The sequence below is a fragment of the Micromonospora sp. HK10 genome, from assembly GCF_000982955.1.
Classification (GTDB): Bacteria; Actinomycetota; Actinomycetes; order Mycobacteriales; family Micromonosporaceae; genus Micromonospora.
The window spans coordinates 329-24105 of sequence record NZ_KQ058869.1 but is presented as its reverse complement, the minus strand read 5'-3'; the positions used below and the strand labels follow the sequence as shown (position 1 = coordinate 24105).

The following is a 23777-nucleotide window of genomic DNA, read 5'->3' as shown; positions in this document are numbered from 1 at the left end:
CGGTGGCGAAGTAGCGGTACGTCTCCACCCGGTCGGTGGTGCCGTCGCCGGTCAGGTCGTAGGAGACCCGCAGCTGGGTGCCGTTGCCCACGGTCGTGCCGGCGTCCAGGAACAGGTCGAAGCGGGTCGCCGCGCCGGTGTACCGGCCGGTCAGCCCGGTGGCGGTGAACACCTGGACGTTGCTGGGCGTGCCGTCGTGGTTGCCGCCCGCCGCGGCCACCGACACGGTGCCGGCGGTCCCGGCGGTGGCGCCGAGCGCCCCGCCGGAGAGCAGGTAGCGGGTCGCCGCCAGGGGCGTCGACGGGCTCGGGCTCGGACCGGTCGGCGAAGGGCTGGGGCCGGTGGGTGACGGGCTCGGGCTGGTCGGGGTGGGCGACGGTGAGCCGCTGGGCGTGGTGGGCACCGTCTTCCCGCCGGTGGCGTTGCCGCCGCTCCAGGTCAGCGCCCCGGAGGTGGCGGTCCGGCCGGCCGGCACGGCGAGCCGGGTGCCGTCGGAGAAGGTCACCGTCAGCGGCTGGGCGGTGATGTTGGACGCCACGTACGTGCGCGCGCCGTTCTTGCGGAACACCTTGGCCAGCGGATGGTCGGCGGTCACCGAGGTGTCCACGGTGCCCAGCGCGGCCAGGTTGCGGATCCAGTGGAAGGTGTGCGCCCGGCTCTCGCCCTCCTCGCTGGTGAAGCCGCCGCCGGCCCGGAGGTTCTGCAACGCCCGGTCGCCGTCGCCGAGGGCCAGGAACTCCCAGAGGATGTCCTGCCACACCGTGGGCGGGCCGCCCTTGTTGGTGACCAGCTCGGCGTAGTTGGCCAGCACGTAGTTCGGGTCGTCGCCCAGGTAGAGGTGACCGCCGGTGACCGGCAGCAGGTTGATGCCCTGGATCATCTCGGGGGCGGCGGAGAACCAGGTGGCGTACGCGGCACCGTCGCCCCAGACCATGCCGACGGTGCGGTGGCCGAAGGCGGCCGGGAAGTTCTGGTCCCGCACGTCGAACCAGTACTCGGCGATCGCCGCCGACTGGGTGGTCCAGAGGTGGATGCCGGCGTCGCGGACGGCCCGGTTCCCGGTCGCCTGGCCCCACTGGATCAGGGCGTTGGCGAAGTTCATCCCCTCCGACGAGGATTCCTGGTTGTTGCCGGCGCCGAACGGGGCCAGCCCGGAGGCCCAGTCGTGGCCGGCGTAGATGTCGAAGTCGCGCAGGTAGGGGAAGCGGGTGTCGGCGCGGTCGTAGTTGTTCGCGTCGCGGATCAGCAGGTCGACCATGCCGCCGTAGCGGCTGGTGTCGGCCCAGGTCGGGTCGAACTTGGCGACGGTCGCGGCGGCGGCCACGAAGTAGCCGTAGTGGAAGTGGTGGTCGTTGAGGTCGGTGTCGGCGGAGTACGAGGCGGGGTAGCCGATCAGCGTGCCCCAGTTGCGGTCGTAGTAGAAGAGCTGGCCGGTCTCGCCGGCGCCGGCGGTGAGCCAGTTGGTCAGCCGGGCCTTCATGGCGTTGAGCGCGGCGTCGCGTACCCCGGTGCGGCCGAGCTGGTCGGCGATCTCGGCGATCCGGGCGGCCCGGCCCAGCCCTTTGCCCGCCCAGTAGGTGTCGGTGCCGCCGACGCCCTCCGGGTTGGCCAGTTCGGCGTCCAGGTACCCGGTGACGGTGGCCAGGTCGGTGCCGGTGGCGTCGCCGACCGCCGGCACCTCCGGCAGCACCCCGGTGTAGCGCAGGCTGGTGGTGAAGGAGGAGACACCGGTGAGCACCTCCATCGCCCCGCGCGGCGAGACGTACGTGGGGGTGATCGGGGTGGCGCCGGTGAGGTTGCGCCACTGGTGCGGATAGAGCGCCGTCACGGTCCGGGTCTCGGTGCCCTCGCGCGGGGTGGTGGTGAAGGCGTACGTGGTGCGCACCGTGCCGGTGGCGGGGTCGTACGCGTAGCTCATCCGGGTGCCGGTGACGTGCGCGTGGGCGTAGCGGCCGTACTCGCCGGCCAGCGCGGCCCGGTCCGCCCCGCCGGGCAGCACCGCGACGGAGAAGTAGCCCTTGCCGCCCAGCGTGGAGCTGATCACCGCCCCGGCGACGGTCCAGGTCGCGCCGCTGGGGGCGTAGCCGACGTAGTCGTGGCCGTTGACGGTGAAGCCGATCGTGGCGCCGCTGTTCGACCAGACGGTCGGCGCGGTCGCGGCGGTGAGCTGCGCGGCGCCGCCGCTGACCCGGTAGTAGCTGAACGGCAGCCCGTGGCCGATGGTGGCGCGCATGCCGCGGGCGCCGTCGCTCCAGTCGGCGGTGACCGTCCAGTCCGTCCAGTCGGCGGCCTTCACGACCGGGGCGGCGAGCCCGGCGACGCCGACCCGCAGGTCCTCCCGGTACGGGTAGTGGTATTCGCCGACCCCGGTCGCGGTGCCGCTGATCGCCGCCGTGGTGGTGTACGACAGCCCCAGCCCGTTGGTCTCGGCCCGGTACGCCAGCGGGTGGGCGTGCAGGTTCTCGCTGGTGGCGCAGTTGTTCCGCTTCCACAGCAGGGAGGTCCACCAGTCGTTGGTGGGGATCGCGCCGGCGGGCGCGTCGGGGGTCACGAAGAGCCGGGGGTTGCTGCTGAGGGCGCCGCAGCCGGTGGGCAGGGCGGCACCGGCCGGCAGCGTCTCGGTGTAGCTGCCCGCGCCGACGGTGCCGGCCGCGGCGGTGCCGCCCCGGGCCAGGACGGCACCGAGCAGGCCGGCGGCCAGCACCGACGCGGTGGCCAGGGCCAGGACGCGTCGGGTGCCCGGGAAGCGTCGTGCCGGGTGCGCCGGGGCGCCGGGGGAGCGGCCCCGGAGGGGAAGTGTCATGGGAGTCCCCTTACGTGGAGGGATCGGGGTGGGACGACTCTGAGAGCGCTCTCTTGCACAGCGACGTTAGATTCGGGTTTCGTCATCGTCAATGGCTTGTTGCTCCGGCGGCCCCGCCACCGCCGCCCGGAAGGCCACCCCCGGCGGCCCGGCCCCGCGCCGAGCCCACCCCCCGCTGAGCAGCAGCTTCGCGCGTTTCCACCGGAAGGCACCGGGTAGTACCGGGCGCCGGCGCGCCAACCGGCGGGTCGAGAGACAGGGGTGGTGCTGTGATGGTCCGCGCTGGTCGCACGTCCCGGCCCGGCTGACCGTGTGCGGGATCAGCGGGGAAGCCCGGTTCGACGGCGCCGAGCCGGACGCGGACGCCGTCACCCGGATGAGCGCGGCCCTGCGCCCGCGCGGCCCCGACGGCGAGGGCCTGCACCGGGCGGGCTGGGTGACGCTGGGCCACCGCCGGCTGACCGTCATCGACCTGTCCGACGCGGCGGCGCAGCCGATGACCCGCGAGGACCTCGGGCTGAGCCTCGTCTTCAACGGCTGCATCTACAACTATCCGCAGCTGCGGGCCGAACTGGCCGCCGCCGGGCACCGGTTCCGCTCCACCGGCGACACCGAGGTCATCCTGGTCGCGTACGCCGAATGGGGGGAGCGGTTCGTCGAGCACCTGGTCGGGATGTTCGCCATCGCCCTCGTGGACCACCGCCGGAGGCAGCTCGTGCTGGCCCGCGACCGGCTCGGCATCAAACCCCTCTACCTGGCGGAGCGACCCGGCCGGCTGCGCTTCGCCTCCACCCTGCCGGCGCTGCTGCACGCCGGTGAGGTGGACACCGACATCGACCCGGTGGCGCTGCACCACTACCTGTCCTGGCACTCGATCGTGCCCGCACCCCGCACGATCCTGCGCGGGATCCGCAAGCTGCCGCCGGCCACCCTGCGGGTGGTGGACGCCGACGGGCGCAGCCGGGAGCGGGTCTACTGGCGTCCCGACTACGTCCGGGACCCGGCGCGCACCGGCCTGGACGCGGGCGACTGGCAGGAGGCGGTCGGCGACGCGCTGCGCACCGCCGTCCGGCGGCGCCTCGTCGCCGACGTACCCGTCGGGGTGCTCCTCTCCGGCGGCCTGGACTCCAGCATGATCGTGGCGCTGCTCGCCGAGGCGGCGCAGCACCACCTGCAGACCTTCAGCATCGGCTTCAGCGGCCGCGACGGCGAGGCCGGCGACGAGTTCCACTACTCCGACCTGGTGGCCACCACCTTCGACACCGACCACCACCGCATCCACCTCGGCGACGGGGACCTGGTCCCGGCGGTGCGCCGGGCCGTGGCGGCGATGACCGAGCCGATGGGCAGCCACGACGTGGTCGCCTTCCACCTGCTCTCCGAGCAGGTGGCCCGGCACGTCAAGGTCGCCCAGTCCGGGCAGGGCGCCGACGAGGTCTTCGCCGGCTACGGGTACCACCAGCCGCTGGCCGACGTGCCCCGCCACGAGCTGGCCGAGGCCTTCGCCGGCGCCTTCTTCGACCGGGCGCACGCCGAGATGGCCGAGGTCGTCGACCCGGCGTACGCCTGCCCACGCGACGCCAGCCGCGAGCTGGTCGAGGCGCACCTGGCGGCGCCCGGTGCCGACACCGCGCTCGACGCCGTGCTGCGCCTGGACACCCACCTCATGCTCCCCGACGACCCGGTCAAGCGGGTCGACAGCATGAGCATGGCCTGGGGGCTGGAGGTGCGTACCCCCTTCCTCGACCAGGACCTGGTCGCGCTCGCGGCGGCCTGCCCGCCCGCGCACAAGACCGCCGAGGGCGGCAAGGGCGTGCTCAAGCGGGTGGCCCGCACGGTGCTGCCCGCCGAGGTGGTGGACCGGCCCAAGGGCTACTTTCCGGTGCCCGCCCTGCGCAACGTCGACGGGCCGGTGCGGGACCTGGTCACCGAGGCACTCGCCGCGCCGGCCGCGCGGGACCGGGGCCTGTTCCGCCGGGCGTACGTCGAGGCGCTGCTGGCCGACCCGGACCGGGCGCAGGCCGCCGCCGGTAGCAACAAGCTCTGGCAGTTGGGGCTGCTGGAGCTGTGGTTGCAGACCCACCGGATCGGCTGACCGGCCGGTGGCGTGGCGCGCCCGCCCGGGGGTAAAGGCACCCGGTGAAGTTCGTCATCGACAGCCCGGCCGACGGCCGGTACGCGTTCGCCGTCCTGACCGACGACGGCCAGCTCCTCGCCCAGGGCCGGCAGTTCGGCGACAAGTCCGCCGTGCTCGGCGTGGTCGCGGACATGATGCGCGAGCTGGGCGGGGCCGCCGTGGAGGACCTGACCGAGGCGACCCACCCGCCGCACGCGCCCGCCTCGGCCGAGGTGCCGCGGCGCGCCGAGCCGGACATGGCCGACCTCGGCCGCTCCGGCATCCCGCCGGTCTGACCGCCCGCCCTCCCCACCGGTCTGCCCGCCCGGCCTCCCCGCCGGTCTGCGGGGCCCCCGGCCAACCCGCCGGTCTGAGCGCCGCCCAGGGCGGTCAGCCGCGGACGGTGTCGGCGGCCAGCCGATCCAGCACCGCCCGCACGTCGCCGCCGCTGGCGGCCATGGCCCGGCGCTGGCGGGTCGCCCCGGTGCCCTCGTGGCGCAGCCGGTCGAGCTGGCCGCGCACGGTCTCCAGGTCGCCGTGCCGGAGCAGCGCCGGGGTGACCACCGCGTACAGCTCCTCGACCAGCTCCCAGGCGGGCCGGGTGCCCCCGCGGGCCAGGTCGATCAGCTCACCGTCCACCCCGTCGTGCGCGGCCCGCCAGTGCGCGGCGGCCAGCAGGCAGTTGCGGACCCGGGGGGCCGGCCGGCCGGCGTGCACCTCGTCGACCAGGGTGGCGACCAGGGCCCGGATCAGCCCCGCCACCAGCACCGTGTCGTCCACGGTGGGGCAGACGTCGCCCACCCGCACCTCCACCGTCGGGTACGCGGTCGACGGCCGGGCGTACCAGTACACCATCGCGGCGTCGAGCATGACGCCCGCGGCGATCAGGTCCGCGACGGTGCGGTCGTAGTCGGCGGCGTCGACGAAGTACGGGCTCGGGCCCACGCTCGGCCACCGGTCGAACTGCATGGAGCGCCAGCTCGCGTGCCCGGTGTCGTGCCCGTCGTGCAGCGGGGAGTTGGTGCTGAGCGCCTGCACCACCGGCAGCCAGGGCCGTAGCCGGTTGCAGACCTGGACGGCCAGCTCCCGGTCCGGCACGCCGACGTGCACGTGACAGCCGCAGACCGCCGGGTCGTGCGCCACCGGACCGTACCGGCGCGACATGGCCCGGTACCGGTCCTTGTCCGGCACGGTGCGGTGCGGCTCGCAGACCGGCGTGGCGGCGACCGCGACCAGCCGCGCCCCGGCCGCGGTGGCCGCCTCGGCCGCCGAGCGGCGCAGCGCCAGCAGCTCCGCGCGCAGCCGTACCAGGTCGGTGCAGACCGGCGTCACCATCTCCACCATGCTGTGCCGGAACTCCGGCCGGCTCTGCCGCCGGCTGTGTCCGGAGAGCGCGCCGAGCACCCGGTCGGCGACCGGCAGGCTCTCCCCGGTCACCGGGTCGAGCAGCAGGAACTCTTCCTCGACGCCCACGGTGAGGACCGCGGGGACGGGTGTGACGGAAGGTCGGGTTCCCCGCTCGGCCATACCCAGACGGTACGGCCGGCACCTGTCGACCGTGGCCGTTTCCCCTGGCCGCGCCGGGTCGACGGCGGCGTGGTCCGCGGGCGGGCCGCCGCCCGGACCCGCTCAGGCGGCGGCCGTGGCGAGCTGTTGCGCCGGTACGGTCGATGCCGGGCCGGTGGACCACCCGGGGAGCGGGTCGTCGCGGCGCACGCCGGCGGTCTCCACCGGGCCCGCGGCCCGGGGCGCCCGGGCGGCCCGCAGCCCCTCCTGGGCGCTGTTCCAGGCGGCGCAGGGCCAGCTCGCGCCGACGCAGCTCGGGCTGACGCAGATCCGCTCCTCGTCGGGCTGGTGGGCGTCGGCCACCGCGGCGGCCAGGCTCCACAGCAGCGGGTCGGTCACCTCGGCCGGCCGGTCGGCGCGGTCTGTGCTGGCTTCGGACATCAGTGGTCCCCCCTCTTCGAGCGGCCCCCACCTTTTCCGATCCGCCGGCGCGGCAAACCTGGTCGCGGCGACTTTTTGCCGATCAGCCGGCCGGGCATAGGCTGGCGGCGTGGCGAGGTACTACGACCTGCACCCGGACAATCCGCAGCCCCGGGTGCTCCGGCAGATCGTCGACCTGCTGCGCGACGACGGCCTGATCGCCTACCCGACGGACTCCTGCTACGCGCTCGGCTGCCGGCTCGGCAACCGGGCGGGCGTGGAGCGGATCCGCGACCTGCGCAAGCTCGACGACCGGCACCCGTTCACCCTGGTCTGTGCGGACTTCGCCCAGCTCGGCCAGTTCGTGAAGGTCAACAACTCGGTCTTCCGGCTGGTCAAGGCCTGCATCCCGGGCAGCTACACCTTCATCCTGCCGGCCACCGCCGAGGTGCCCCGCCGGTTGCAGGACCCGCGCCGGCGCGTCGTCGGGGTGCGGGTGCCCAGGCACACCGTCACCCAGGCGTTGCTCGCCGAGCTGGGCGAGCCGCTGCTCTCCAGCACCCTGCTGCTCCCCGGCGACGAGGAGCCGATGACCCAGGGCTGGGAGATCAAGGAACGGCTCGACCACCAGCTCGACGCGGTGCTCGACGCCGGCGACTGCGGCCTGGAGCCGACCACGGTGGTCGACCTCTCCGGTCCCGAGCCGGAGATCCTGCGTCGCGGCGCCGGGGACACCAGCCGGTTCGAGTAGCGATTCCCGCGTTCCGCCCCGCCGGCCCGACCCGGTGCGGCACCGTAAAGCCGGGCGGCGGGCTGACGGGGGTACGCGGTGGAAGCACTCGTGCTGATCACGGTGCTGGGCGCCACCGTGCTCGTCGGCACCACCCTCGGCGGCCGGTACAGCGTGGCCCCGCCCGTGTTGCTCATCGCCATGGGCGCCCTGCTCGGCCTGCTGCCGCCGTTCGACAACGTGATCCTCCCGCCGGAGCTGGTGCTGGTCCTGTTCCTCCCGGCCATCCTCTACCGGGAGAGCCTGGTCGTCAGCCTGCGCGAGATCCGGGCCAACCTCGCGGTCATCGCCATGCTCGCGGTCGCCCTGGTGATCATCACGACGGTCGCGGTCGCGTACGTCGCCCAGGCGCTCGGCGTCGCCCCCGCGGCGGCCTGGGTGCTGGGCGCGGTCCTCGCGCCGACCGACGCCGCCGCCGTCGCCGGCCTGGCCAAGCGGATGCCCCGCGGCATCCTCACCACGCTGCGCGCGGAGAGCCTGATCAACGACGGTACGGCGCTGGTGCTCTTCTCGGTGACCGTCGGAGTGATCATCGGCGGGACCGTCCCGGGGGCGCTGGCCCTGGGCGGGCAGTTCGTCGGCAAGGCGGCCGCCGGCATCGCGGCCGGGCTGCTCGTCGGCGGCGTGGTCGTGCAGATCCGCCGGCACGTCGACGACGCGCTGCGTGAGGGCGGGCTGAGCATCCTCACCCCGTTCGTCGCCTTCCTGCTGGCCGACGCGGTGCACGCCAGCGGTGTCCTCGCCGTCGTCGTCGCCGGCCTGCTGCTCTCCTACGCCGGGCCCCGGGTGATCCGGGCCCGCTCCCGGGTCACCGCGTACGCCTTCTGGGACCTCTCCACCTTCATGATCAACGGAAGTCTCTTCGTGCTGCTCGGCATGCAGGTGCCCCGCTCGTTGCGCAGCATCACCAGCCACTCGCCGACCGAGGCGCTCGGCATCGCGGTGCTGATCGTCCTGGTCGTGGTGGCGGTCCGGATGGCCTGGGTGCACCTCTTCGTCTCCGCGCTGCAAAGCATCGACCGGCGGGAATCCCGCCAGGCCCGCCGCTTCGACGCGCGGACGCGTACGGCCGCCGGCTGGGCCGGCTTCCGCGGCGCGGTCTCCCTGGCCGCCGCGTTCGCCGTCCCGGTGACCACGCACGACGGCAGCCCGGTGGAGGAGCGGGACCTGATCATCTTCATCACCGTCGTGGTGATCGTGCTGATCATGCTGGTGCAGGGCACCACCCTGCCGGCGGTGGTCCGCTGGGCCCGGCTGATGGGGGACCGGGAACGCGACGACGAGGTGCGGCTGGCCCGGATCCGGGCCACCGAGGCCGCCCTGGAGGCGCTGCCGGAGATCGCCACCGACGTGGGCGCCTCGGCGGACGCAGTCGACCGGCTCCGCGCCGACTACCAGGACCACCTGGAGGACGTCCGCGCCACCCGCGGCGAGCAGGACGAGCAGGAGCGGGAGATCGGCCGGCAGCTGCGGCTGGCGGCGCTGGACCGCAAACGACGCGAGGTCACCCGGCTGCGGGACACCAACCAGATCGATGACGCGGTGCTCCGGCAGCTCCAGGCGGCCGTCGACATCGAGGAGATCCGGCTGCTCGGCCCGGAGGTCGAGGACTGAGCAGGCCACCCGGACCGGGTCGCGGTCAGTTCGACCGGTCGTCGAGGAAGTCGAGGACGACGGCGGCGAACAGCGGCGAGCTGAAGACGCTGTAGTGGGTGAGCCCGGGCAGGATCGCCAGCGCGTGCCCGCCCTTCGGTCGGCCCTCGCCCATCCAGCCGCCGTCGCGCAGACCGCCGTCGAGCAGCTTGAACACCTCGACGTAGTGGCTCGGCGGCGCCATGTCCGCGTCACCGGCGACGATCATCGTGGGCACCCGGAGGCCGCGCACCGCGTCGGTGAGGTCGAAGTCCTTCGCCATCAGCTCGCCGATCTTGTCCAGCAGCCGGGGGAAGTCCTCCGGGCGTGGCGCCACCCGCTGGTAGAGCTGGTACATCGGGGTGTCCTTCATGAACTCCGCGGCGGCCCCGGTCACCTGGCCCTGCTGCGCCCGCATCTCCGGATAGATCGCGTCGGAGCGGATGTGCGCCGAGGCGGTGACCAGCCGCCCGATCCGGGCGGGGTGCCGCACGGCCGTGTGCAGGGCGACGCCCCCGCCGAGCGAGTAACCGACCAGGTCGGGCCGGTCCAGACCGAGGTGGTCGATGAGCGCCGCGATGTCGTCGGCCATGAACGCCAGGTCGAGCGGCCGGTCGATGTCCGCGGTGCGGCCGTGCCCCTGCAGGTCGACGGCGATCACCTGGTGGCGGGCGGCGAGCGCCGGCAGCACCGGGCCGAACATCTCGCCGGAGCCGAGCCCGCCGTGCAGCAGGATCAACGGTCGCCCGGCGCCGTGCGCCTCGACGTAGAGGTTGATGCCGTTGACCTCGGCGTACCGGCCGGTGCCGGCGGCGCCGGTGGTCCAATCGGTGGTGGTCACGCTGGTCCTCCGTCCTCGGATCCGCGACCTCGTCGGCCGGGCGGCCGCGGCCACGAACGTGCGCCTCACCCTAGGCGCGCCCGGCCCGGCGTGGGGGGCGTGCCGCGCCCGGGTCAGGAGAAGTGCGTCCGGGGCCGGTCCAGTCGCTCCCCGTCGACGATCAGGTCGACCTTCTCGTTGTAGAACGCGACCAGCCCGGCGATCGGCAGCAGCGCCGCCGTCGGGAACCCGTACGACCAGGCCAGGTCCGGGTGGACGGTGGCGCCGAGCCGGACCGACCACCAGGCGCTGGTGCGGCCCTTGTACGGGCAGGAGGTCCGGGTCTGCGAGGCGACGAGGAGCCCGGCGCGCAGGTCGGTGCGGTTGAGGTAGTAGCGGGTGGGCAGCCCGAACCAGGCGTCCGCGGCGGCCCAGTCGAACCGGACGGTGTCCACCAGGTCCGGTGCCGCGTCCGGCCCGTACCAGCGGGCGCAGCCCGCCCGGGTGGTGTCGCCGGCGGTCAGCCCGTGCAGCCGGGCCGTGCCGCGCCGGGTGTCCTCCGCACGGCCCTCGTCCACCAGCAGGTCGCGGCGGACATCGGCGGCCGGCACGTAGTACTGCGGGTAGAACGGCCACTCCCAGACGTACCGGGCGCGCGTGGTGTCCAGCACCGGTTCGCCGCCGACGAACGCGCGGACCCGGCGGGGCACCGGCTCGACGTGGTCGACCGGCACGATCGCCTTCGGGTAGTCGGGCACCGGTACCTCCCTCGTGGTGACCCGGCGGGACCGGGCACCGGTTCAACGATCCGCGCACGGCGCCGGTCGCCGGTCCCGGCCGGCGGGTCAGGTCTGCTCCCGCAGCCACCCCCGCTCCGCCGCGAGCAGCGCGATCTGGAACCGGGTCCGCGCGCCCAGCAGGGCGCCCGCGTCGCTGACGTGCTTCTGCACGGTACGGCGGCTCACCTTGAGCACGCGGGCGATCGTCTCGTCCTTCATCCCGGTGGCCATCATGTGCAGGATCTCCCGGGTCCGCCGGTCCGGCCCCGTGCCCCTCGGGGCGGGACCGTCGTGCCGGCTGACCAGCGACACCGGCTCGGCGCGCTCCCACACGCTCTCGAAGAGCGCTACGAGCGCCCCCACCAGCGCGGGCGAGTGGACCACCAGCGAGCCCGCCGCGGGGCGGTCGGCGCGGACCGGCAGCAGCGCCGCCGCGCGGTCGAACACCGCCAGCTTCACCGGCAGCCGCGACGCCAGCCGCAGTTGCCCGCCCTGGCCGGTGCCGCGCAGCGCGGTCCGCAGGGACACCGCGTCGGTGAAGCCCTCGGTCTCGTACACCGATCGCATCCGCACCCCGGGCGCCACGCCCAACTCGCCGGTGGCCGCCCGCGGGCCGGTCACGTACGGCGGCTTGGCCAGGTGCAGCACCTCGACCGAGGTCCCCTTGAGCAGCTGGCCGTAGCGGACCGGCACCTCCTCGGCGCGGTCCAGCACCTCCACCACCTGGGCGGCGCGCGGCCCGGACACCGCCTCGTACACCTCGTACAGCCGCTCCACGAGCCCTTCGACGCGGGCCAGTTCGGCTCGCCGCCGGGCCAGCAGGGCGCCGAGCGACGACCGGGGCGGGCCGGCGGCCCAGCGCGCTGCCGGGCCGTCGACCCGCAACGCCAGCGCGGAGTCCGCGAGGTAACGCAGCGCCCGCTCCGCCTCCTCCGGCGGCACCCCGACCGCCGCCGCCACCTCGGCGACGGCGGCCGACGGCACCGCCACCAGGTGCTCGAACACCCGCCCGGCCAGCGGGTCCAGGCCGGTCACCGCCCACGGGCTGTCTGCGCTTGCGTCCATACCTTCCGACACTCCTGCGGTCTGGGCAGGTCTGCTCCGGCGTACCCCAGCTGGCTGCTGGTCGGCCGCGACGGCGGCCGGGTGGTCGACGGGACCGCGCCGGCCCAGGCTGCCGTGCGGCCGATGCAAGTTCTACCAGCCGTAGATCATCCGAAGATTTCGGTGCGGGTTCGTGGACGGTTCGCCGGCCGGTCAGGCGTAGCCGAGGGAGAAGCTGGAGCAGACGAAGGCGGCCTGGCCGGCGGTACCGGTCAGCTCGAAGCCGAACTGGGCCTCGCCGATGGTGACGTCGCCCCACCAGCCCTGGGTGCGCAGCCAGCGCAGGACGGCCAGCACGTCGACGGTGCCCGCGTTGGTGCCGCTGGTCCGCACGAACGAGAAGACCGCGTTGCTGCCGTTGGAGCCCCGGTAGACGTTCCAGGTGTGCCCACCGACGCTGACGTTGCGCGCGTCCGGGACCGCGCCGTTGCCGTCGTACGAGCCGGCGATCGGGCCGACCGCGCCGCTCTGGTTGGCCCAGATCATCACCTCGTACGCGTTGTTGTTCGCCCAGATGTCGTACGCGGTCGCGTAGTCGCCGGTGCCCGGCACGGAGACGTTGAACGAGCTGGTGAGTGAGGTCAGCGAGCTGAGCGTGCGGTTGAGCGCGCGACCGGTGTGCGGGTACGCCTTGACGCCGCTGGTGCGCGGGTGGTTCGCGATCACGCCCCAGTTGGTGCCGCTGCGCGCCCAGATCGTCTGCGGCCCGGCGCCGGCGCCCCAGACGTCGTTGTTCAGCGTGTAGCCGTTGTTCGTCCACGAGTCCCACTGCCCGCTGGCGACCCACGCCGCGTCCGCCGGCACCCCGGTGCCCGAGGTCGGCGTCGGCGTCGGTGTCGCGCTGCGGCTCGGCGTCGGTGTCGGTGTCGCGCTCCGGCTCGGCGTCGGTGTGCCGGTCGGACCGGACCCGGTGCAGGCGGTGCCGTTGAGCGCGAAGCTCGCCGGCGCCGGGTTGCTGCCGGTGACCGAGCCGTTGAGGCCGAACGAGGTGCTCGCGTTGCTGGCCAGGGCGCCGTTCCAGCTCGCGTTGCGGGCGGTGACCTGCGCCCCGTTCTGCGTGACGGTGGCGTTCCAGGACTGGGTGACCTGCTGCCCGGCGCCGTAGGACCAGGTGAGGGTCCAACCGTTCAGCGGGTCGCCGAGGTTGGTGATGGTGAGGTCGGCGCCGAACCCGCCCGGCCACTGGTTGGTGAGGGTGTAGGTGACCCGGCAGCCGCTGGCGGCGGACGCGGGCAGGGCCGCGACGGCGCAGGCCGCGACCGCGACGGCGCCCGTGGCGGCGAGGGTGATGCTCCGTCTGAGCATGGGACGACCTCCCGGGAGTCGGTGGCCCGGGGCGTCGCCGACGGCTGCGGAACGGACGCCGGAGCGAGGGGGGCACCACGGGAGCGGCCCGGGACGCATTTATCGATCTGAATTAGTTTACGTACCATCCAAACTCGCGGTCAACCGGGTGGCCGCTCCCGCGCCGCCTGTGAGCTGAGGCACCCTTCTCCACCGCCGGGAATCATGTCGCCCGTCGGTGATTTGCTGCCAGGTGTGAGAGTTGCAGATCTTCCCGCCCGTACGGACGCCGCCGTGACCGCCGTCGCCGACCCGATCGTGACCCCCGGCGACCTGATGGGCCGGGGGCAGCGGCTGCGACTCGTGCTGGTGCTCGGCTCGCTGATCGCCATCGGTCCGCTGACCATCGACATGTACCTGCCCGCGCTGCCGGCCATCACCACCGACCTGCACACCACCTCGGCGGCCGTGCAGTTGACCCTGACCGGCACCCTGGCCGGCCTCGCGCTCGGCCAGTTGCTGATCGGCCCCCTCTCCGACGCGGTCGGCCGGCGGACGCCGCTGCTCGCCGGGATCGCCCTGCACATCCTCGCCTCGGTGTTGTGCGTGCTGGCCCCGAACATCGCGGTGATCGGCGTGCTGCGGGTGTTGCAGGGGCTCGGCGTCGCGGCCGCCGCCGTGGTGGCCACGGCCGTCGTACGTGACCTGTTCAGCGGCGCCGCCTTCGCCAAGCTCTTCTCCCGGCTGATGCTGGTGATGGGGGCGGCGCCGATCCTCGCCCCGACCCTGGGCAGCGGCCTGCTGCGCTGGTCGGACTGGCGGGGCGTGTTCGCCGCGCTGGCGGTCTTCGGCGTGCTGCTGGCCACGGTCGCCGTGGTCGGGCTGCCCGAGAGCCTGCCGGTGGAGCGGCGCCGGCGCGGCGGCGTGGCCGCCACCGTCCGGGACTACCGGGCGCTGCTGCGCGACCGGACCTTCGTCGGCCTGGTCCTGGTCACCGGCCTGGCGATGGCCGCGCTCTTCGCGTACGTGGCCGGCTCGTCGTTCGTCTTCCAGCAGCGGTACGGGCTCGACGAGCAGGAGTTCGGCCTGGCCTTCGGCGCCGGTGCCGTCGGGCTGATCACCGCCACCCAGGTCAACGTGCGGCTGCTGCGCCGGTACTCGCCGCAACGGATCCTGGTCGCCGCCCTCACGGTCGGCGCCGCGGCCGGCCTGGTGCTGCTCGGGTTCGCCGCCACCGGCCTCGGCGGCCTGCCCACCATCCTCGCCTCGCTCTGGGTGGTGCTCGCCGCCGCCGGCCTGGCCCTGCCGAACGCGCCCGCCCTGGCGCTGTCCCGGCACGGGGAGGCGGCCGGCACCGCGGCGGCGCTGCTCGGCGCGGTGCAGTTCGGCGTCGGCGCGGTGGCCGCGCCCCTGGTCGGGGTGCTCGGCACCGGCAGCCTCGCGATGGCCACCGTGGTGGCCGGCGGGATGGTCGCCGCGCTGCTCGTGCTGCTCACCGTCGTCGGCTCCGCCCGGCTGGCCGACGTCGAGCCGGCCGCGGTCGCCGTGGCCGCCCACTGAGCGCCGCCGGCCCGGTGGCCGGTCACTGAGCGCCGGTGGCCCGGTGCCCGCCCGCTGAGCGACGGCGGCCCGCTGGCCGGTCACCGAGCGTCGCCGGCCCGGTGGCCGGTCATTCCGCCGCGGCCGGTCCGCGTACCGCCACCAGGCCGGGGGCCGGGACCCGGCCGAGCACCCGGCCGGTGACCGGGTCGTGCCAGCTCACCGCGGCGCGCTGGCCGACGTAGAGGCGGCTGCCGCCGGGGGCGGCCACCAGGCCGGCGACCGGGTCGTGGACCGTCCACTCCGCCGTGCTGTCGAGCCTGGCGAGGTCGATCGCGCGTACCGTCGTGCCGGCGCCGACGAACAGCGCGTGGCCGTCGGTGGCCGCGTACGCGCTGCCGCCGGCGGGGGCCACCCGCCCCGTCCGGGTGACGGCCAGCGCCTCGGTGGAGATCTCCGCGACGGTGCCCGAGGTGACGTCCGCGACGAAGAGCCGCCCCCCGTCGGGAGTGATCGCCATGGCGTGACCGGCCGCCGGGGACTCGCCGAACGGGTGCGGCAGGTCCACGCAGTACGCCCAGCGCTGCTCGAGGTGCAGCGTGTGGACGAACGCGTGCGCGTTGCCCGGACGGCCGCTGACCAGGTCCCGGGTGTGCTGGTGGCCGGGCTGGTGGGTGTAGAGCGTGTAGAGCAGCGCCCGGTCCGGGGCGAGCACCGCCTGCCGGCCGTCGCCGCGCATCTCCTCCTCCGCCCCGGTCGGGACGGGCGACTTGTCGCGGGTCAGCAGCGGGCCGACCGTCCGGCTGGCCAGGTCGACGAGGCGGACCCGGTACCGGTCCGGGGCCGCCGCGGGCAGCCAGTCGAGGACGAAGAGCCCGCCGAGGTCCGCGGTGAACGTCTCCGGCACCAGGTTGCCCCGCAACTCCAGCCGGTAGCGCACCCCGCCGGCGTCGGCGACCAGCACCGAGGTCGCCGCCCGCCCGCCGGGCGGTCCGTCGGTGACGGCCCGCGGCTCGGGCGTGAGCGCGACCATCGTGCCGCCGGCCGAGACGACCTGCGGCACCCACCGCCCCGGCAGGACAACCCGCGACGAGGCGTCGCCCCGACCCGGATAAACCGCCCAGAAGGCGGTGTCGGCGCCGGCCGGCGCGGTGACGTAGACGGTCTGGCCGTCGGCGCTGGCGACCGCCCGGGCGAACGTCCGCCGCGTCGCGCCCCGCAGCACGCCGACCCCGCCGTCGAGGTCGACCAGGAGCGCGTCGGGCAGCGCCAGGGCGGGCGTCGAGGCCCGGGTGGGGCGGCAGCCGGCCAGCGTGGCCACGCCGGCGCCGGCGATCATGGTGAGGACGGTGCGGCGCGGGAGCGGGATGGCGGTCATGCCGGGATGACACCGCCACGCCCTACCAGGTTCCCACCGTGCGGGGTGGAACCGGCGCGGCCCGAGCGGTGTCATGTGGGGGAGCGGAGCGGAGGATCCCCTGGACGACGAGGAACTTGTCACCCGTGCCCGGGACGGTGACCTGGAGGCGTACGAACTCCTGGTCGCCCGGCACACCGCGTCCGCGTACCGGACGGCGGTGCTGCTCGGCGCGGGCCCGGACGCCGAGGACGTCACCCAGGAGGCGTTCGTGAAGGGCTATCGCAACCTGTCCCGCTACCGGGGCCAGTCGTCGTTCCGGTCCTGGCTGCTCGCCATCGTGGCCAACGAGACCCGCAACCTGCACCGCTCCCGCAACCGGCGGGACGGGCTGGCGCTGCGGGCCGCGGCCGCGTACCCGGAACCGGTGGCCGGCGAGGACGGGGCGGTCGGCGCGGTGCTGGCCGCGGAGCGGCGCGAGGCGCTGGTCCGGGCCCTGCGCCGGCTGCCGGTGAAGGACCGTGAGGTGATCGTCTGCCGCTTCTTCCTCGACCTCAGCGAGGACGAGACGGTGACCATGCTGGGCTGGCCACGGGGCACCGTGAAGTCGCGGACCTCCCGGGCGCTGGTGAAGCTGCGCGGCCTGCTCGACCACGAGGTGGTGCGGCATGGCTGACCTCGATCGCGAACTGCGCGAGCTGGCCGCCTGGCTGGAGACGCCCGAGCCGCCCGAGCTGGCCGCCCGGGTCCGGGCCCGGCTGGCCGAGCCGGTGACCCGACGCCGCCGCTGGCGCCGGTGGCTGGCCGCGGTGGTCGCCGCCCTGCTGGTCGGCGCGCTGCCACCGGCGCGGGCCGCGGTCGCCGACGCGGTGACCGGCCTGCTGCGCTTCTCCGGCATCGCCATCGGCACGGCACCCGTGCCGGTGTCGCCCAGCGGCACGCCGGCCCCGCTGCCGTCGCAGCGGGCCGTCGCGCTCGACGAGGCACGGCGGCTGGTACGGTTCCCGATCCGCGTGCCGGCGGCGCTCGGCCCGCCCGACCGGGTGCTCGTCGCCGACCCCGACGCCGACGGCCGCTACCGGGTGGCCACCCTGCTCTACCGGGGCGGCGCGCTGCGCCTGGACACCTTCGACGGCCGGCTCGACGTGGTCTTCCAGAAACAGGCCAGCGGGCCGGGCGTGGAGTGGACCCAGGTGGCCGGCGGCTTCGCCGTGTGGGTCGCCGGTCCGCACCCGGTGGCCTACGTGGACCGCGCCGGCGAGGTCCGGGTGGAGACCGCCCGGCTGGCGGCGAAGACCCTGATCTGGGAGCGGGACGGGGTCAGCTACCGGCTGGAGGGGGACCTCGCCCCGCAGGAGGCCGTCAGGATCGCCGAGTCGCTCGGCTAGCTCCCGGGGGAACCCGGCCGGGGCGGGCGGTGTCCCGTTGGCAGGGGCGCGAACCCGCGCCGGGAACGGAGGCGCGTGATGGGTGCTCGGGGCAAGCTGTGCGTGGCGTCGGTGCTGCTGCTGGCGGGCTGCACCACCGCCGGCCCGCCGGCGGCGCCGGAGGCCGGCCCGACCGGCGGCAGCGGCGCGGCGGCGCCGGAGGCCGGTCCGACCGGCGCCAGCGCGGCGGCGGTCCCGACCCGGTGCGCCGACCGGGTCGTGGTGGCGCCGCTGCCCGAGTGGGCGCGGGCCGGGTTCAGCGGGGACGCCCTGATCGCGCACGTGCTGGGCGACCGGGGGGACATCGTGGCGGCCCTGTTCGGGCACCCGCTGACCGCCAACCGGGGCGAGGGGTCGAGCAACAAGATCCTTTGGGTGGCCAGCCCGGCCGCCACGCCGGACGCCGGCACCGCGCCGGCCGACCTGGAGATCACCGCCACGCTCGCCGGCACCGACACCACGGTGGTCCGGAAGGTCGCGGGCGGTCCCGGCCCGTCCATCGTCGACCTGCCGCGGGCGGGCTGCTGGCGCCTCGTCCTGCGCTGGTCGGGCCGCACCGACACGATGGACCTGGTGTACGCCGCCGGTTGACCGTCAGTTCTCCGCCGGCACCGCCATCTCGCCGAGCCGCGACCAGTCCTGCTGCGGCACCGACACGTTGACGATCCGCGGCGTCTCGGCCAGGTGCGGCGGGAGGGTGCGCTGCGCCTGGCGGAAGTGCGCCGACTGCACGTGCGCGGCACCGGCCTCGTCGTCCCGGAACGCCTCCACCAGCACGTACTCGGTCGGGTCGTCGAGGCTGCGGGACCAGTCGAACCACAGGCAGCCCGGCTCGGCCCGGGTGGCCGCGGTGAAGTCGGCGGCGATCTGCGGCCAGCGGTCGGCGTGCTCGGGCCGGACCCGGAACTTGGCAGTGATGAAGATCATGGCAACAGGCTACCCAGCCGGGCCGGGCGGCGGGCCGCACCACCGGGGCGGCAACACGCGGAACTCGTTGCCGTCGGGACCGGCGAGCACCACGAGCGTTCCTAGAATCGGCGCATGCCACGGATCGTTCAGCTGCTCGCCTCGCCGGTGCACCGCTACGTGGGCCGACCGGCGGACGGTCCGGCGCCGGCACCGCCCGGCGAACTCGTCGACGAGGTACGGATCCGGGCGGGTCTCGGCATCGTCGGCGACCGGTACTTCGGCCGGCCGGCCCACCGGCAGGCGAGCGTGACCGTGATCGGTCAGGAACACCTGCCCGCCGGGGCCGACCTCACCCAGGTGCGGCGCAACGTGCTCACCACCGGGGTGGCCGTGGACGAGCTGGTGGGCCGGGTGCTCGTGCTGGACAGCGGGCAGGGTCCGGTCCGGCTGCGGGTGCACCGGCCGGCGCGCCCGTGCGCCTGGATGGATGTCGCGGTCGGGCCGGGTGCGTGGAAGGCGCTGCGGGGCCACGGCGGGGTGCGCTGTGAGCCGCTCACCGACGGCGTGCTCCGGGTCGGCCCGGTCGCGGTGACCGTCGAGGCGTGAACCGGCGCGGCCTCGCGCCGCGTAGGCTGAGCGGCGTGGATCAAGAAGACCGGATCGCGCTGTTCCTCGACTACGAGAACCTGGCGCTCGGCGTCCGCGACCACCACGGTGGCCGGCCCTTCGACTTCCGCCCGATCGCCGACGCGCTGGCCGAGCGCGGCCGGGTGATCGTGCGCCGGGCGTACGCGGACTGGTCGTACTTCGACGAGGACCGGCGGATGCTCACCCGCTCCCACGTCGAGTTGATCGAGATCCCGCAGCGGATGGGCGCGTCGCGCAAGAATGCTGCCGACATCAAGATGGTGGTGGACGCCATCGAGCTGGCCTTCGAACGCGACTATCTCTCCACCTTTGTGATCTGCACCGGGGACAGCGACTTCACCCCGCTGGTGCACAAGTTGCGGGAGCTCAACAAGCGGGTGATCGGCGTCGGCGTGGAGAAGTCCACCTCGGCCCTGCTGCCGCCGGCCTGCGACGAGTTCCTTTACTACGACCGGCTGGAGGGCGTGGACATCCCGCCGTCGGGCGGCCGACGCACCCGCCCGGCTGCCCGACCGGCCGGCCCCGAGCCGCAGCAGCCGGTGGAGCCGCAGCCCGAGCCGGGGCCGGCGGTCGAGGAGGAGGCGCCGCGCGACGTCGACAGCCTCGCCGTGCTGGTGGCCCAGACGGTGGCCGGCCTGCAGGGCAGCTCCGGCGGTCAGGTGACCGCGTCCGCGTTGAAGCGGACGCTGCTGCGCAAGGACCCGACCTTCAGCGAGTCCGACTACGGCTTCCGGACCTTCGGCGAGCTGCTGCGCCACCTCGCCGGGCACAACGTCGTCGAACTCGGGGAGGGGCCGGCCAGCGGCGACCCCGAGGTGTCGCTGCCCGAGCGCGGCGAGCAGGAGGCCGCGTTCGAGCTGCTCCGTACGGTGGTGACCGAGCTCGCCGCCGGCGACGGGGCGGTGGCGCTCTCCGGCCTGAAGAACCAGCTCCGCCGGGCCCGGCCCGACTTCAGCGAGCGGCGGCTGGGCTACCGCAGCTTCCTGCAGTTCGGCAAGGCCGCCGCGACCAGCGGGGCGGTCGACCTGCGCTGGGACCCGGACGCCGAGGACTACCTGCTCACCCCGCCGACCTCCTGACCCGTCCGGCCCCCGCCAGGGGTCAGGCCGCCCGGCGGTGACGGGCCTGCGCGGAGTACGGCGTGGGCGGCACCAGCCGCAGCGGTGCCGGCTCCGGCTGCTCCTCCAGCCGTAGCGACCAGCGGGACCCGGACGAGCGGGTTCGCTGCGGGGGCGTGCCGCCCGGGCGCCACCCGGGCCGGGCCAGCAGCACCATCACCGCCCACCCCGCGAGCAGGAAGCCGTGGCTGACCAGCCGTGCCACCGCCACCTGCCCGATGATCAGGTCGTTCACCGAGAGCAGCACCAGGGTGGCGACGAAGGCGCTGAGCATCGGCAGCAGCCCGGTCGGGGCGGAGCGGCGCAGCGCGACGACCAGGAAACCGGCCCCGACGGCGACGTTCCAGGCGGCGGACTCGTGCCACAGGTGCTGGCCGGCGCCGGGTCCGTGGCCGATGACCGCGTCCCGGCCGATCTGGGTCAGGCCGAGCACCAGCTGCACGGCGCCCAGCAGCCCGAGCAGGCCGCGCAGCCCGAGCCCCACCCGCTCCCGCCACGGGGACCGGGCCCGGACCGGCGGCACGGCGGCGAGCACCGCGTCGACGAGGTCGGGCACGGGCGGGGCCACCCGGGTCCGCGCCCGCCGGGTCACCGCCGCCGCGGCGTCGAACCACGCCCGGCAGCCGGCGCAGCCGGCCAGGTGCTCCTCGGCGGCCACGCGCTCCGACCGGGACGCCTCGCCGTCCAGCTCCGCCGACAGGATCTCCCGCCACTGCTCACACGCCATGTACGGGTAGTCGTCCGGGCCGCCCCCATGGTTCCCGGCCGGCCCCGGCCAGGCTCTCGCCGAGTTCTTCCGGCCGGAAGCGGAGTGTGCCATCGTGGGCCGGCGACGGGGGAGGGGAGTGGCGATGGCCGAGGGCTCGACGGGGCCGCTGCACGGACTGCTCGTGGCGGACTTCTCCCGGGTTCTCGCCGGCCCGTACGCCACCATGCTCCTGGCCGACCTCGGCGCGGACGTGATCAAGGTGGAGGGGCCGGGCGGCGACGACACGCGCAGCTGGGCCCCGCCGGTCCGCGACGGCGTCGCCACCTACTACCTCGGGGTCAACCGCAACAAGCGCGCGGTGGTCCTCGACCTCACCGACCCGGAGGACCTGCGGCTGGCCCGGCGGCTCGCCGAACGGGCCGATGTCATGATCCAGAACTTCCGCCCCGGCGCGCTGCGGCGCTTCGGCCTCGACCAGCCGAGCGTCGCCGCCGCCAACCCCGGGCTGGTCTACGCCTCGATCAGCGGGTTCGGCGCGGCGGCCGGCGCCCACCTGCCCGGGTACGACCTCATGGCGCAGGCGGCGTCCGGGCTGATGAGCCTGACCGGCGAGCCGGACGGGCCGCCCCAGAAGGCCGGGGTCGCGGTCCTCGACGTGATCGCCGGCCTGCACGCGGCGGTCGGCATCCTCGCCGCGCTGCGGCACCGGGAGCGCACCGGCCTCGGCCAGCACGTCGAGGTGAACCTGCTCTCCTCGGCGCTGTCCGGCCTGGTCAACCACGCCAGCGCGCACGTCGCCGCCGGGGTCGTGCCGGTCCGGACCGGCAACGCCCATCCGAGCATCTTTCCCTACGAGCCGCTGCCCACCGCCGACGGCGAGCTGGTGGTGATCGCCGGCAACGACGGGCAGTTCCGTACCCTCTGTCGGGTTCTCGGGCGGCCGGAGCTGGCCGATGACCCGCGGTTCCGGCGCAACCAGGACCGGACGGCCAACCGGGCGGCGCTGCGGGCGCTGCTGGTGGACCGACTCGCCCGGCGGGGCACCGACGAGTGGTTCCGCGAGCTGCGGGCGGCCGGGGTGCCGTGCTCCCCGATCAACGGCCTGGACGGTGGCGTGGCGCTGGCCCGCCAGCTGGGGTTGGACCCGGTGGTGGAGGTCGGCGGGGTGCCGACGGTGCGGCACCCGATCGGCTTCTCGGCGACGCCGCCCCGGCACGACCTGCCGCCGCCCGGGCTGGACGAGCACGGTGCGCAGATCCGCGCCTGGCTGGCCGACTGACCGGGTGGGGCGGTGCCGGCTCGCCCGGCCGGGCTAACCGCTTGGTTCCCGGGACGGCTCCGCCTATGGTTGGCCCATGTCGGGTCAGCCGCTCCGCACCGCCGTTCCCACGGCGGCGCCGGCGGCTGCCCACCGGCCCCGACCGGCCATCATCGCGCTGGCCGGCCTGCCGAGCCCGATTCCCTCCGACCGTGGCCCGCCCGCCGGATATCCGTACATCCCGCGCACGGCCACCAGGGCGAAGCCAACCGGCTTCGGCCCTTTTTCTTTATCCGGAGGCAATCATGAGCACGAACCTGCCCGGCACCGTCGACGACCAGTGGCTCAGCCGGATGCGTGCCACGCTGACCAGCGAGTTCGAGGCGCAGACCACGCGCCTGACCGAACTCACCGCGGACACCGGCGACCCCGGCGAGGCGCACACCCGCGACGCGCTGATCGCCGCCACCCGGCAGAGCGTGACGCAGATCAGTGACGCACTGCGCCGGATGGCCGAGGGCAGCTACGGCATGTGCGCCGGGTGCACGACGCCGATCCCGCCCGAGCGGCTGGAGGTGCTGCCGCACGCCCGCTTCTGCGTCCCCTGCCAGCAGAAGCGGCGCTGACCGGCCCGCCGGGCCGTCCCCCGACGGCCCGGCGCCACGGCCCCGGCCGACGTCACCCCCCTGGCCGGCGTCACCTTTCCGGTCGGCGTCACCTCCCTGGCCGGCGTCATCTTGCCGGCCAACGTCACCTTCCTGGGCGGCAGCCGGCGGGCCGACCGGGCTGCGTACGCTGACCCGGCGAGCCGCCGCGACCCTGGAGACGCACCATGACCAGTCCCGCTCCCCGCATCCGTACCGCCGGACCCGACGACGTGGACGCCCTCGTCGACCTGGTCGAGTCGGCGTACCGGGGGCAGCGGAGCCGCGGCGGCTGGACCCACGAGGCGGACCTGCTCGGTGGGCAGCGCACCGACGCGGCCATGGTGGCCGCGGCGGTCACCCGGCCGGACGGCGTGGTCCTGGTCGCCGAGGACGGCACCGGGATCGTCGCCTGCTGCCAGCTGGAACGCCACGACGACCACGCGTACTTCGGGATGTTCGCCGTCTCGCCCGGCCGGCAGGGTGGCGGGCTGGGCCGCGAGCTGCTGGCCGAGGCCGAACGGTACGCCCGCGAGCAGTGGCACGCCGGCGAGCTGCGGATGACGGTGATCGTCCAGCGGGAGGACCTGATCGCCTGGTACGAGCGGCGCGGCTACCTGCGTACCGGCGAGCTGAGCCCGTTCCCGTACGGCGACGAGCGGTTCGGCGTGCCGCTGCGGCCGGACCTGGCGTTCGAGACGCTGCGCAAGAAGCTGGGCTGACCCGGTCCGCGCCCCGGCCGCCCCGGCGACCACCCGCCGCGCCCGTTTCCACCCCGGTGCCATCCCCGGGTACGCGCTCGCGACGAGCCCGTGCCGCTGAGGCGACGGTGGTGCTCGACAGCGATATGCCTCTGCGGCATCTTTATGCCGCAGAGGCATATCGCTCACGAGCGTTGTGCGGTCCCGGCTCGG

General features: G+C 74.9%; 23 protein-coding genes. 13 read left to right on the top strand and 10 right to left on the bottom strand.

The genetic code is table 11. The annotated features are described in order from the left end of the window. Positions 1-2803, bottom strand: a 2803-nt coding sequence (locus LQ51_RS24090; protein ID WP_046569468.1) for a glycosyl hydrolase, incomplete at its 3' end; no start/stop codon positions are given. A gap of 310 nt (positions 2804-3113) precedes the next feature. On the opposite strand from LQ51_RS24090, the gene LQ51_RS24085 reads away from it, so the two are divergent. Together LQ51_RS24085 and LQ51_RS24080 are read left to right on the top strand one after the other, a co-directional pair. Beyond that, positions 3114-4898 carry an N-acetylglutaminylglutamine amidotransferase gene (locus LQ51_RS24085; protein WP_046569408.1) on the top strand — a complete coding sequence of 595 codons (1785 nt, stop codon included), beginning with the start codon at positions 3114-3116 and terminating at the stop codon, positions 4896-4898. A gap of 44 nt (positions 4899-4942) precedes the next feature. Beyond that, positions 4943-5215 carry a YegP family protein gene (locus tag LQ51_RS24080; RefSeq protein ID WP_046569406.1) on the top strand — a complete coding sequence of 91 codons (273 nt, stop codon included), beginning with the start codon at positions 4943-4945 and terminating at the stop codon, positions 5213-5215. Between the two features lie 94 nt (positions 5216-5309). Here the strand turns inward: LQ51_RS24080 and LQ51_RS24075 are convergent, their stop codons facing one another. Then, on the bottom strand, positions 5310-6446 hold the full coding sequence (locus tag LQ51_RS24075; RefSeq protein ID WP_046569404.1) for a carboxylate-amine ligase: 1137 nt from the start codon (positions 6444-6446) through the stop codon (positions 5310-5312). Between the two features lie 102 nt (positions 6447-6548). Further along, the gene (locus LQ51_RS24070) at positions 6549-6866 is read right to left on the bottom strand and encodes a hypothetical protein (RefSeq protein ID WP_046569466.1); all 318 of its coding nucleotides are present in this window, start codon (positions 6864-6866) and stop codon (positions 6549-6551) included. A 109-nt stretch (positions 6867-6975) separates the two neighbouring features. On the opposite strand from LQ51_RS24070, the gene LQ51_RS24065 reads away from it, so the two are divergent. Further along, positions 6976-7596, top strand: coding sequence for an L-threonylcarbamoyladenylate synthase (locus LQ51_RS24065; RefSeq protein WP_046569402.1), 621 nt, complete (start codon positions 6976-6978; stop codon positions 7594-7596). Between the two features lie 78 nt (positions 7597-7674). Beyond that, on the top strand, positions 7675-9249 hold the full coding sequence (locus LQ51_RS24060) for a Na+/H+ antiporter (RefSeq protein ID WP_231605858.1): 1575 nt from the start codon (positions 7675-7677) through the stop codon (positions 9247-9249). A 25-nt stretch (positions 9250-9274) separates the two neighbouring features. Here LQ51_RS24060 and LQ51_RS24055 read toward each other — a convergent pair whose 3' ends face one another. The 4 genes from LQ51_RS24055 to LQ51_RS34410 form a co-directional block, all read right to left on the bottom strand. Further along, positions 9275-10108 carry an alpha/beta fold hydrolase gene (locus LQ51_RS24055; RefSeq protein ID WP_046569398.1) on the bottom strand — a complete coding sequence of 278 codons (834 nt, stop codon included), beginning with the start codon at positions 10106-10108 and terminating at the stop codon, positions 9275-9277. Between the two features lie 113 nt (positions 10109-10221). Further along, the gene (locus LQ51_RS24050; RefSeq protein WP_046569397.1) at positions 10222-10845 is read right to left on the bottom strand and encodes a DUF427 domain-containing protein; all 624 of its coding nucleotides are present in this window, start codon (positions 10843-10845) and stop codon (positions 10222-10224) included. A gap of 87 nt (positions 10846-10932) precedes the next feature. Beyond that, the gene (locus LQ51_RS24045; RefSeq protein ID WP_046569395.1) at positions 10933-11931 is read right to left on the bottom strand and encodes a helix-turn-helix transcriptional regulator; all 999 of its coding nucleotides are present in this window, start codon (positions 11929-11931) and stop codon (positions 10933-10935) included. Between the two features lie 192 nt (positions 11932-12123). Beyond that, positions 12124-13275, bottom strand: a complete 1152-nt coding sequence (locus tag LQ51_RS34410) for a glycoside hydrolase family 12 protein (protein WP_082159614.1) — start codon at positions 13273-13275, stop codon at positions 12124-12126. Between the two features lie 273 nt (positions 13276-13548). On the opposite strand from LQ51_RS34410, the gene LQ51_RS24035 reads away from it, so the two are divergent. After that, a complete protein-coding gene (locus LQ51_RS24035; RefSeq protein ID WP_369799887.1) occupies positions 13549-14814 on the top strand; it encodes a multidrug effflux MFS transporter in 1266 nt (421 codons plus the stop codon). A 109-nt stretch (positions 14815-14923) separates the two neighbouring features. Here LQ51_RS24035 and LQ51_RS24030 read toward each other — a convergent pair whose 3' ends face one another. After that, complete coding sequence (locus LQ51_RS24030) at positions 14924-16171, bottom strand: YncE family protein (RefSeq protein WP_231605857.1); 1248 nt, start codon at positions 16169-16171, stop codon at positions 14924-14926. Positions 16172-16244: 73 nt separating this feature from the next. Here LQ51_RS24030 and LQ51_RS24025 point away from each other — a divergent pair, with 73 nt between their 5' ends. The 3 genes from LQ51_RS24025 to LQ51_RS24015 all read left to right on the top strand — a co-directional run bounded on the left by LQ51_RS24025 (position 16245) and on the right by LQ51_RS24015 (position 18168). Beyond that, entirely contained in the window at positions 16245-16826 is a 582-nt protein-coding gene (locus LQ51_RS24025) for an RNA polymerase sigma factor (RefSeq protein ID WP_046569393.1), read from the top strand. Next, a complete protein-coding gene (locus tag LQ51_RS24020; RefSeq protein WP_046569392.1) occupies positions 16819-17538 on the top strand; it encodes a hypothetical protein in 720 nt (239 codons plus the stop codon). Before LQ51_RS24025 ends, LQ51_RS24020 begins: the two co-directional genes overlap by 8 nt. A gap of 78 nt (positions 17539-17616) precedes the next feature. Further along, the gene (locus tag LQ51_RS24015; RefSeq protein ID WP_046569390.1) at positions 17617-18168 is read left to right on the top strand and encodes a hypothetical protein; all 552 of its coding nucleotides are present in this window, start codon (positions 17617-17619) and stop codon (positions 18166-18168) included. Between the two features lie 3 nt (positions 18169-18171). Here LQ51_RS24015 and LQ51_RS24010 read toward each other — a convergent pair whose 3' ends face one another. After that, complete coding sequence (locus tag LQ51_RS24010) at positions 18172-18504, bottom strand: putative quinol monooxygenase (protein ID WP_046569388.1); 333 nt, start codon at positions 18502-18504, stop codon at positions 18172-18174. A 114-nt stretch (positions 18505-18618) separates the two neighbouring features. Between LQ51_RS24010 and LQ51_RS24005 the strand changes: the two genes are divergently transcribed. Next, the gene (locus LQ51_RS24005) at positions 18619-19092 is read left to right on the top strand and encodes a molybdenum cofactor biosysynthesis protein (protein WP_046569386.1); all 474 of its coding nucleotides are present in this window, start codon (positions 18619-18621) and stop codon (positions 19090-19092) included. Between the two features lie 35 nt (positions 19093-19127). Next, positions 19128-20213 carry an NYN domain-containing protein gene (locus tag LQ51_RS24000; RefSeq protein WP_046569384.1) on the top strand — a complete coding sequence of 362 codons (1086 nt, stop codon included), beginning with the start codon at positions 19128-19130 and terminating at the stop codon, positions 20211-20213. 22 nt (positions 20214-20235) lie between these two features. On the opposite strand, the gene LQ51_RS23995 is transcribed toward LQ51_RS24000, so the two are convergent. Then, positions 20236-20979 carry a zf-HC2 domain-containing protein gene (locus LQ51_RS23995; RefSeq protein WP_046569383.1) on the bottom strand — a complete coding sequence of 248 codons (744 nt, stop codon included), beginning with the start codon at positions 20977-20979 and terminating at the stop codon, positions 20236-20238. A gap of 124 nt (positions 20980-21103) precedes the next feature. Between LQ51_RS23995 and LQ51_RS23990 the strand changes: the two genes are divergently transcribed. The 3 genes from LQ51_RS23990 to LQ51_RS23980 all read left to right on the top strand — a co-directional run bounded on the left by LQ51_RS23990 (position 21104) and on the right by LQ51_RS23980 (position 23585). Continuing rightward, complete coding sequence (locus LQ51_RS23990; RefSeq protein WP_046569459.1) at positions 21104-22240, top strand: CaiB/BaiF CoA transferase family protein; 1137 nt, start codon at positions 21104-21106, stop codon at positions 22238-22240. Positions 22241-22524: 284 nt separating this feature from the next. After that, complete coding sequence (locus LQ51_RS23985) at positions 22525-22845, top strand: TraR/DksA family transcriptional regulator (RefSeq protein WP_046569382.1); 321 nt, start codon at positions 22525-22527, stop codon at positions 22843-22845. 206 nt (positions 22846-23051) lie between these two features. After that, positions 23052-23585 carry a GNAT family N-acetyltransferase gene (locus LQ51_RS23980; RefSeq protein WP_046569380.1) on the top strand — a complete coding sequence of 178 codons (534 nt, stop codon included), beginning with the start codon at positions 23052-23054 and terminating at the stop codon, positions 23583-23585. The last annotated feature ends 192 nt before the right edge of the window (positions 23586-23777 follow it).

Bases quoted from the DNA above. Each gene is read 5' to 3' on its own strand.
- LQ51_RS23995 (WP_046569383.1), bottom strand. From the start codon at position 20,979: ATGGCGTGTGAGCAGTGGCGGGAGATCCTGTCGGCGGAGCTGGACGGC.
- LQ51_RS24070 (WP_046569466.1), bottom strand. From the start codon at position 6,866: ATGTCCGAAGCCAGCACAGACCGCGCCGACCGGCCGGCCGAGGTGACC.
- LQ51_RS23990 (WP_046569459.1), top strand. From the start codon at position 21,104: ATGGCCGAGGGCTCGACGGGGCCGCTGCACGGACTGCTCGTGGCGGAC.
- LQ51_RS24005 (WP_046569386.1), top strand. From the start codon at position 18,619: ATGCCACGGATCGTTCAGCTGCTCGCCTCGCCGGTGCACCGCTACGTG.
- LQ51_RS24045 (WP_046569395.1), bottom strand. From the start codon at position 11,931: ATGGACGCAAGCGCAGACAGCCCGTGGGCGGTGACCGGCCTGGACCCG.
- LQ51_RS24025 (WP_046569393.1), top strand. From the start codon at position 16,245: ATGTGGGGGAGCGGAGCGGAGGATCCCCTGGACGACGAGGAACTTGTC.
- LQ51_RS34410 (WP_082159614.1), bottom strand. From the start codon at position 13,275: ATGCTCAGACGGAGCATCACCCTCGCCGCCACGGGCGCCGTCGCGGTC.
- LQ51_RS24030 (WP_231605857.1), bottom strand. From the start codon at position 16,171: ATGACCGCCATCCCGCTCCCGCGCCGCACCGTCCTCACCATGATCGCC.
- LQ51_RS24010 (WP_046569388.1), bottom strand. From the start codon at position 18,504: ATGATCTTCATCACTGCCAAGTTCCGGGTCCGGCCCGAGCACGCCGAC.
- LQ51_RS23980 (WP_046569380.1), top strand. From the start codon at position 23,052: ATGACCAGTCCCGCTCCCCGCATCCGTACCGCCGGACCCGACGACGTG.
- LQ51_RS24075 (WP_046569404.1), bottom strand. From the start codon at position 6,446: ATGGCCGAGCGGGGAACCCGACCTTCCGTCACACCCGTCCCCGCGGTC.
- LQ51_RS24020 (WP_046569392.1), top strand. From the start codon at position 16,819: ATGGCTGACCTCGATCGCGAACTGCGCGAGCTGGCCGCCTGGCTGGAG.
- LQ51_RS24015 (WP_046569390.1), top strand. From the start codon at position 17,617: ATGGGTGCTCGGGGCAAGCTGTGCGTGGCGTCGGTGCTGCTGCTGGCG.
- LQ51_RS23985 (WP_046569382.1), top strand. From the start codon at position 22,525: ATGAGCACGAACCTGCCCGGCACCGTCGACGACCAGTGGCTCAGCCGG.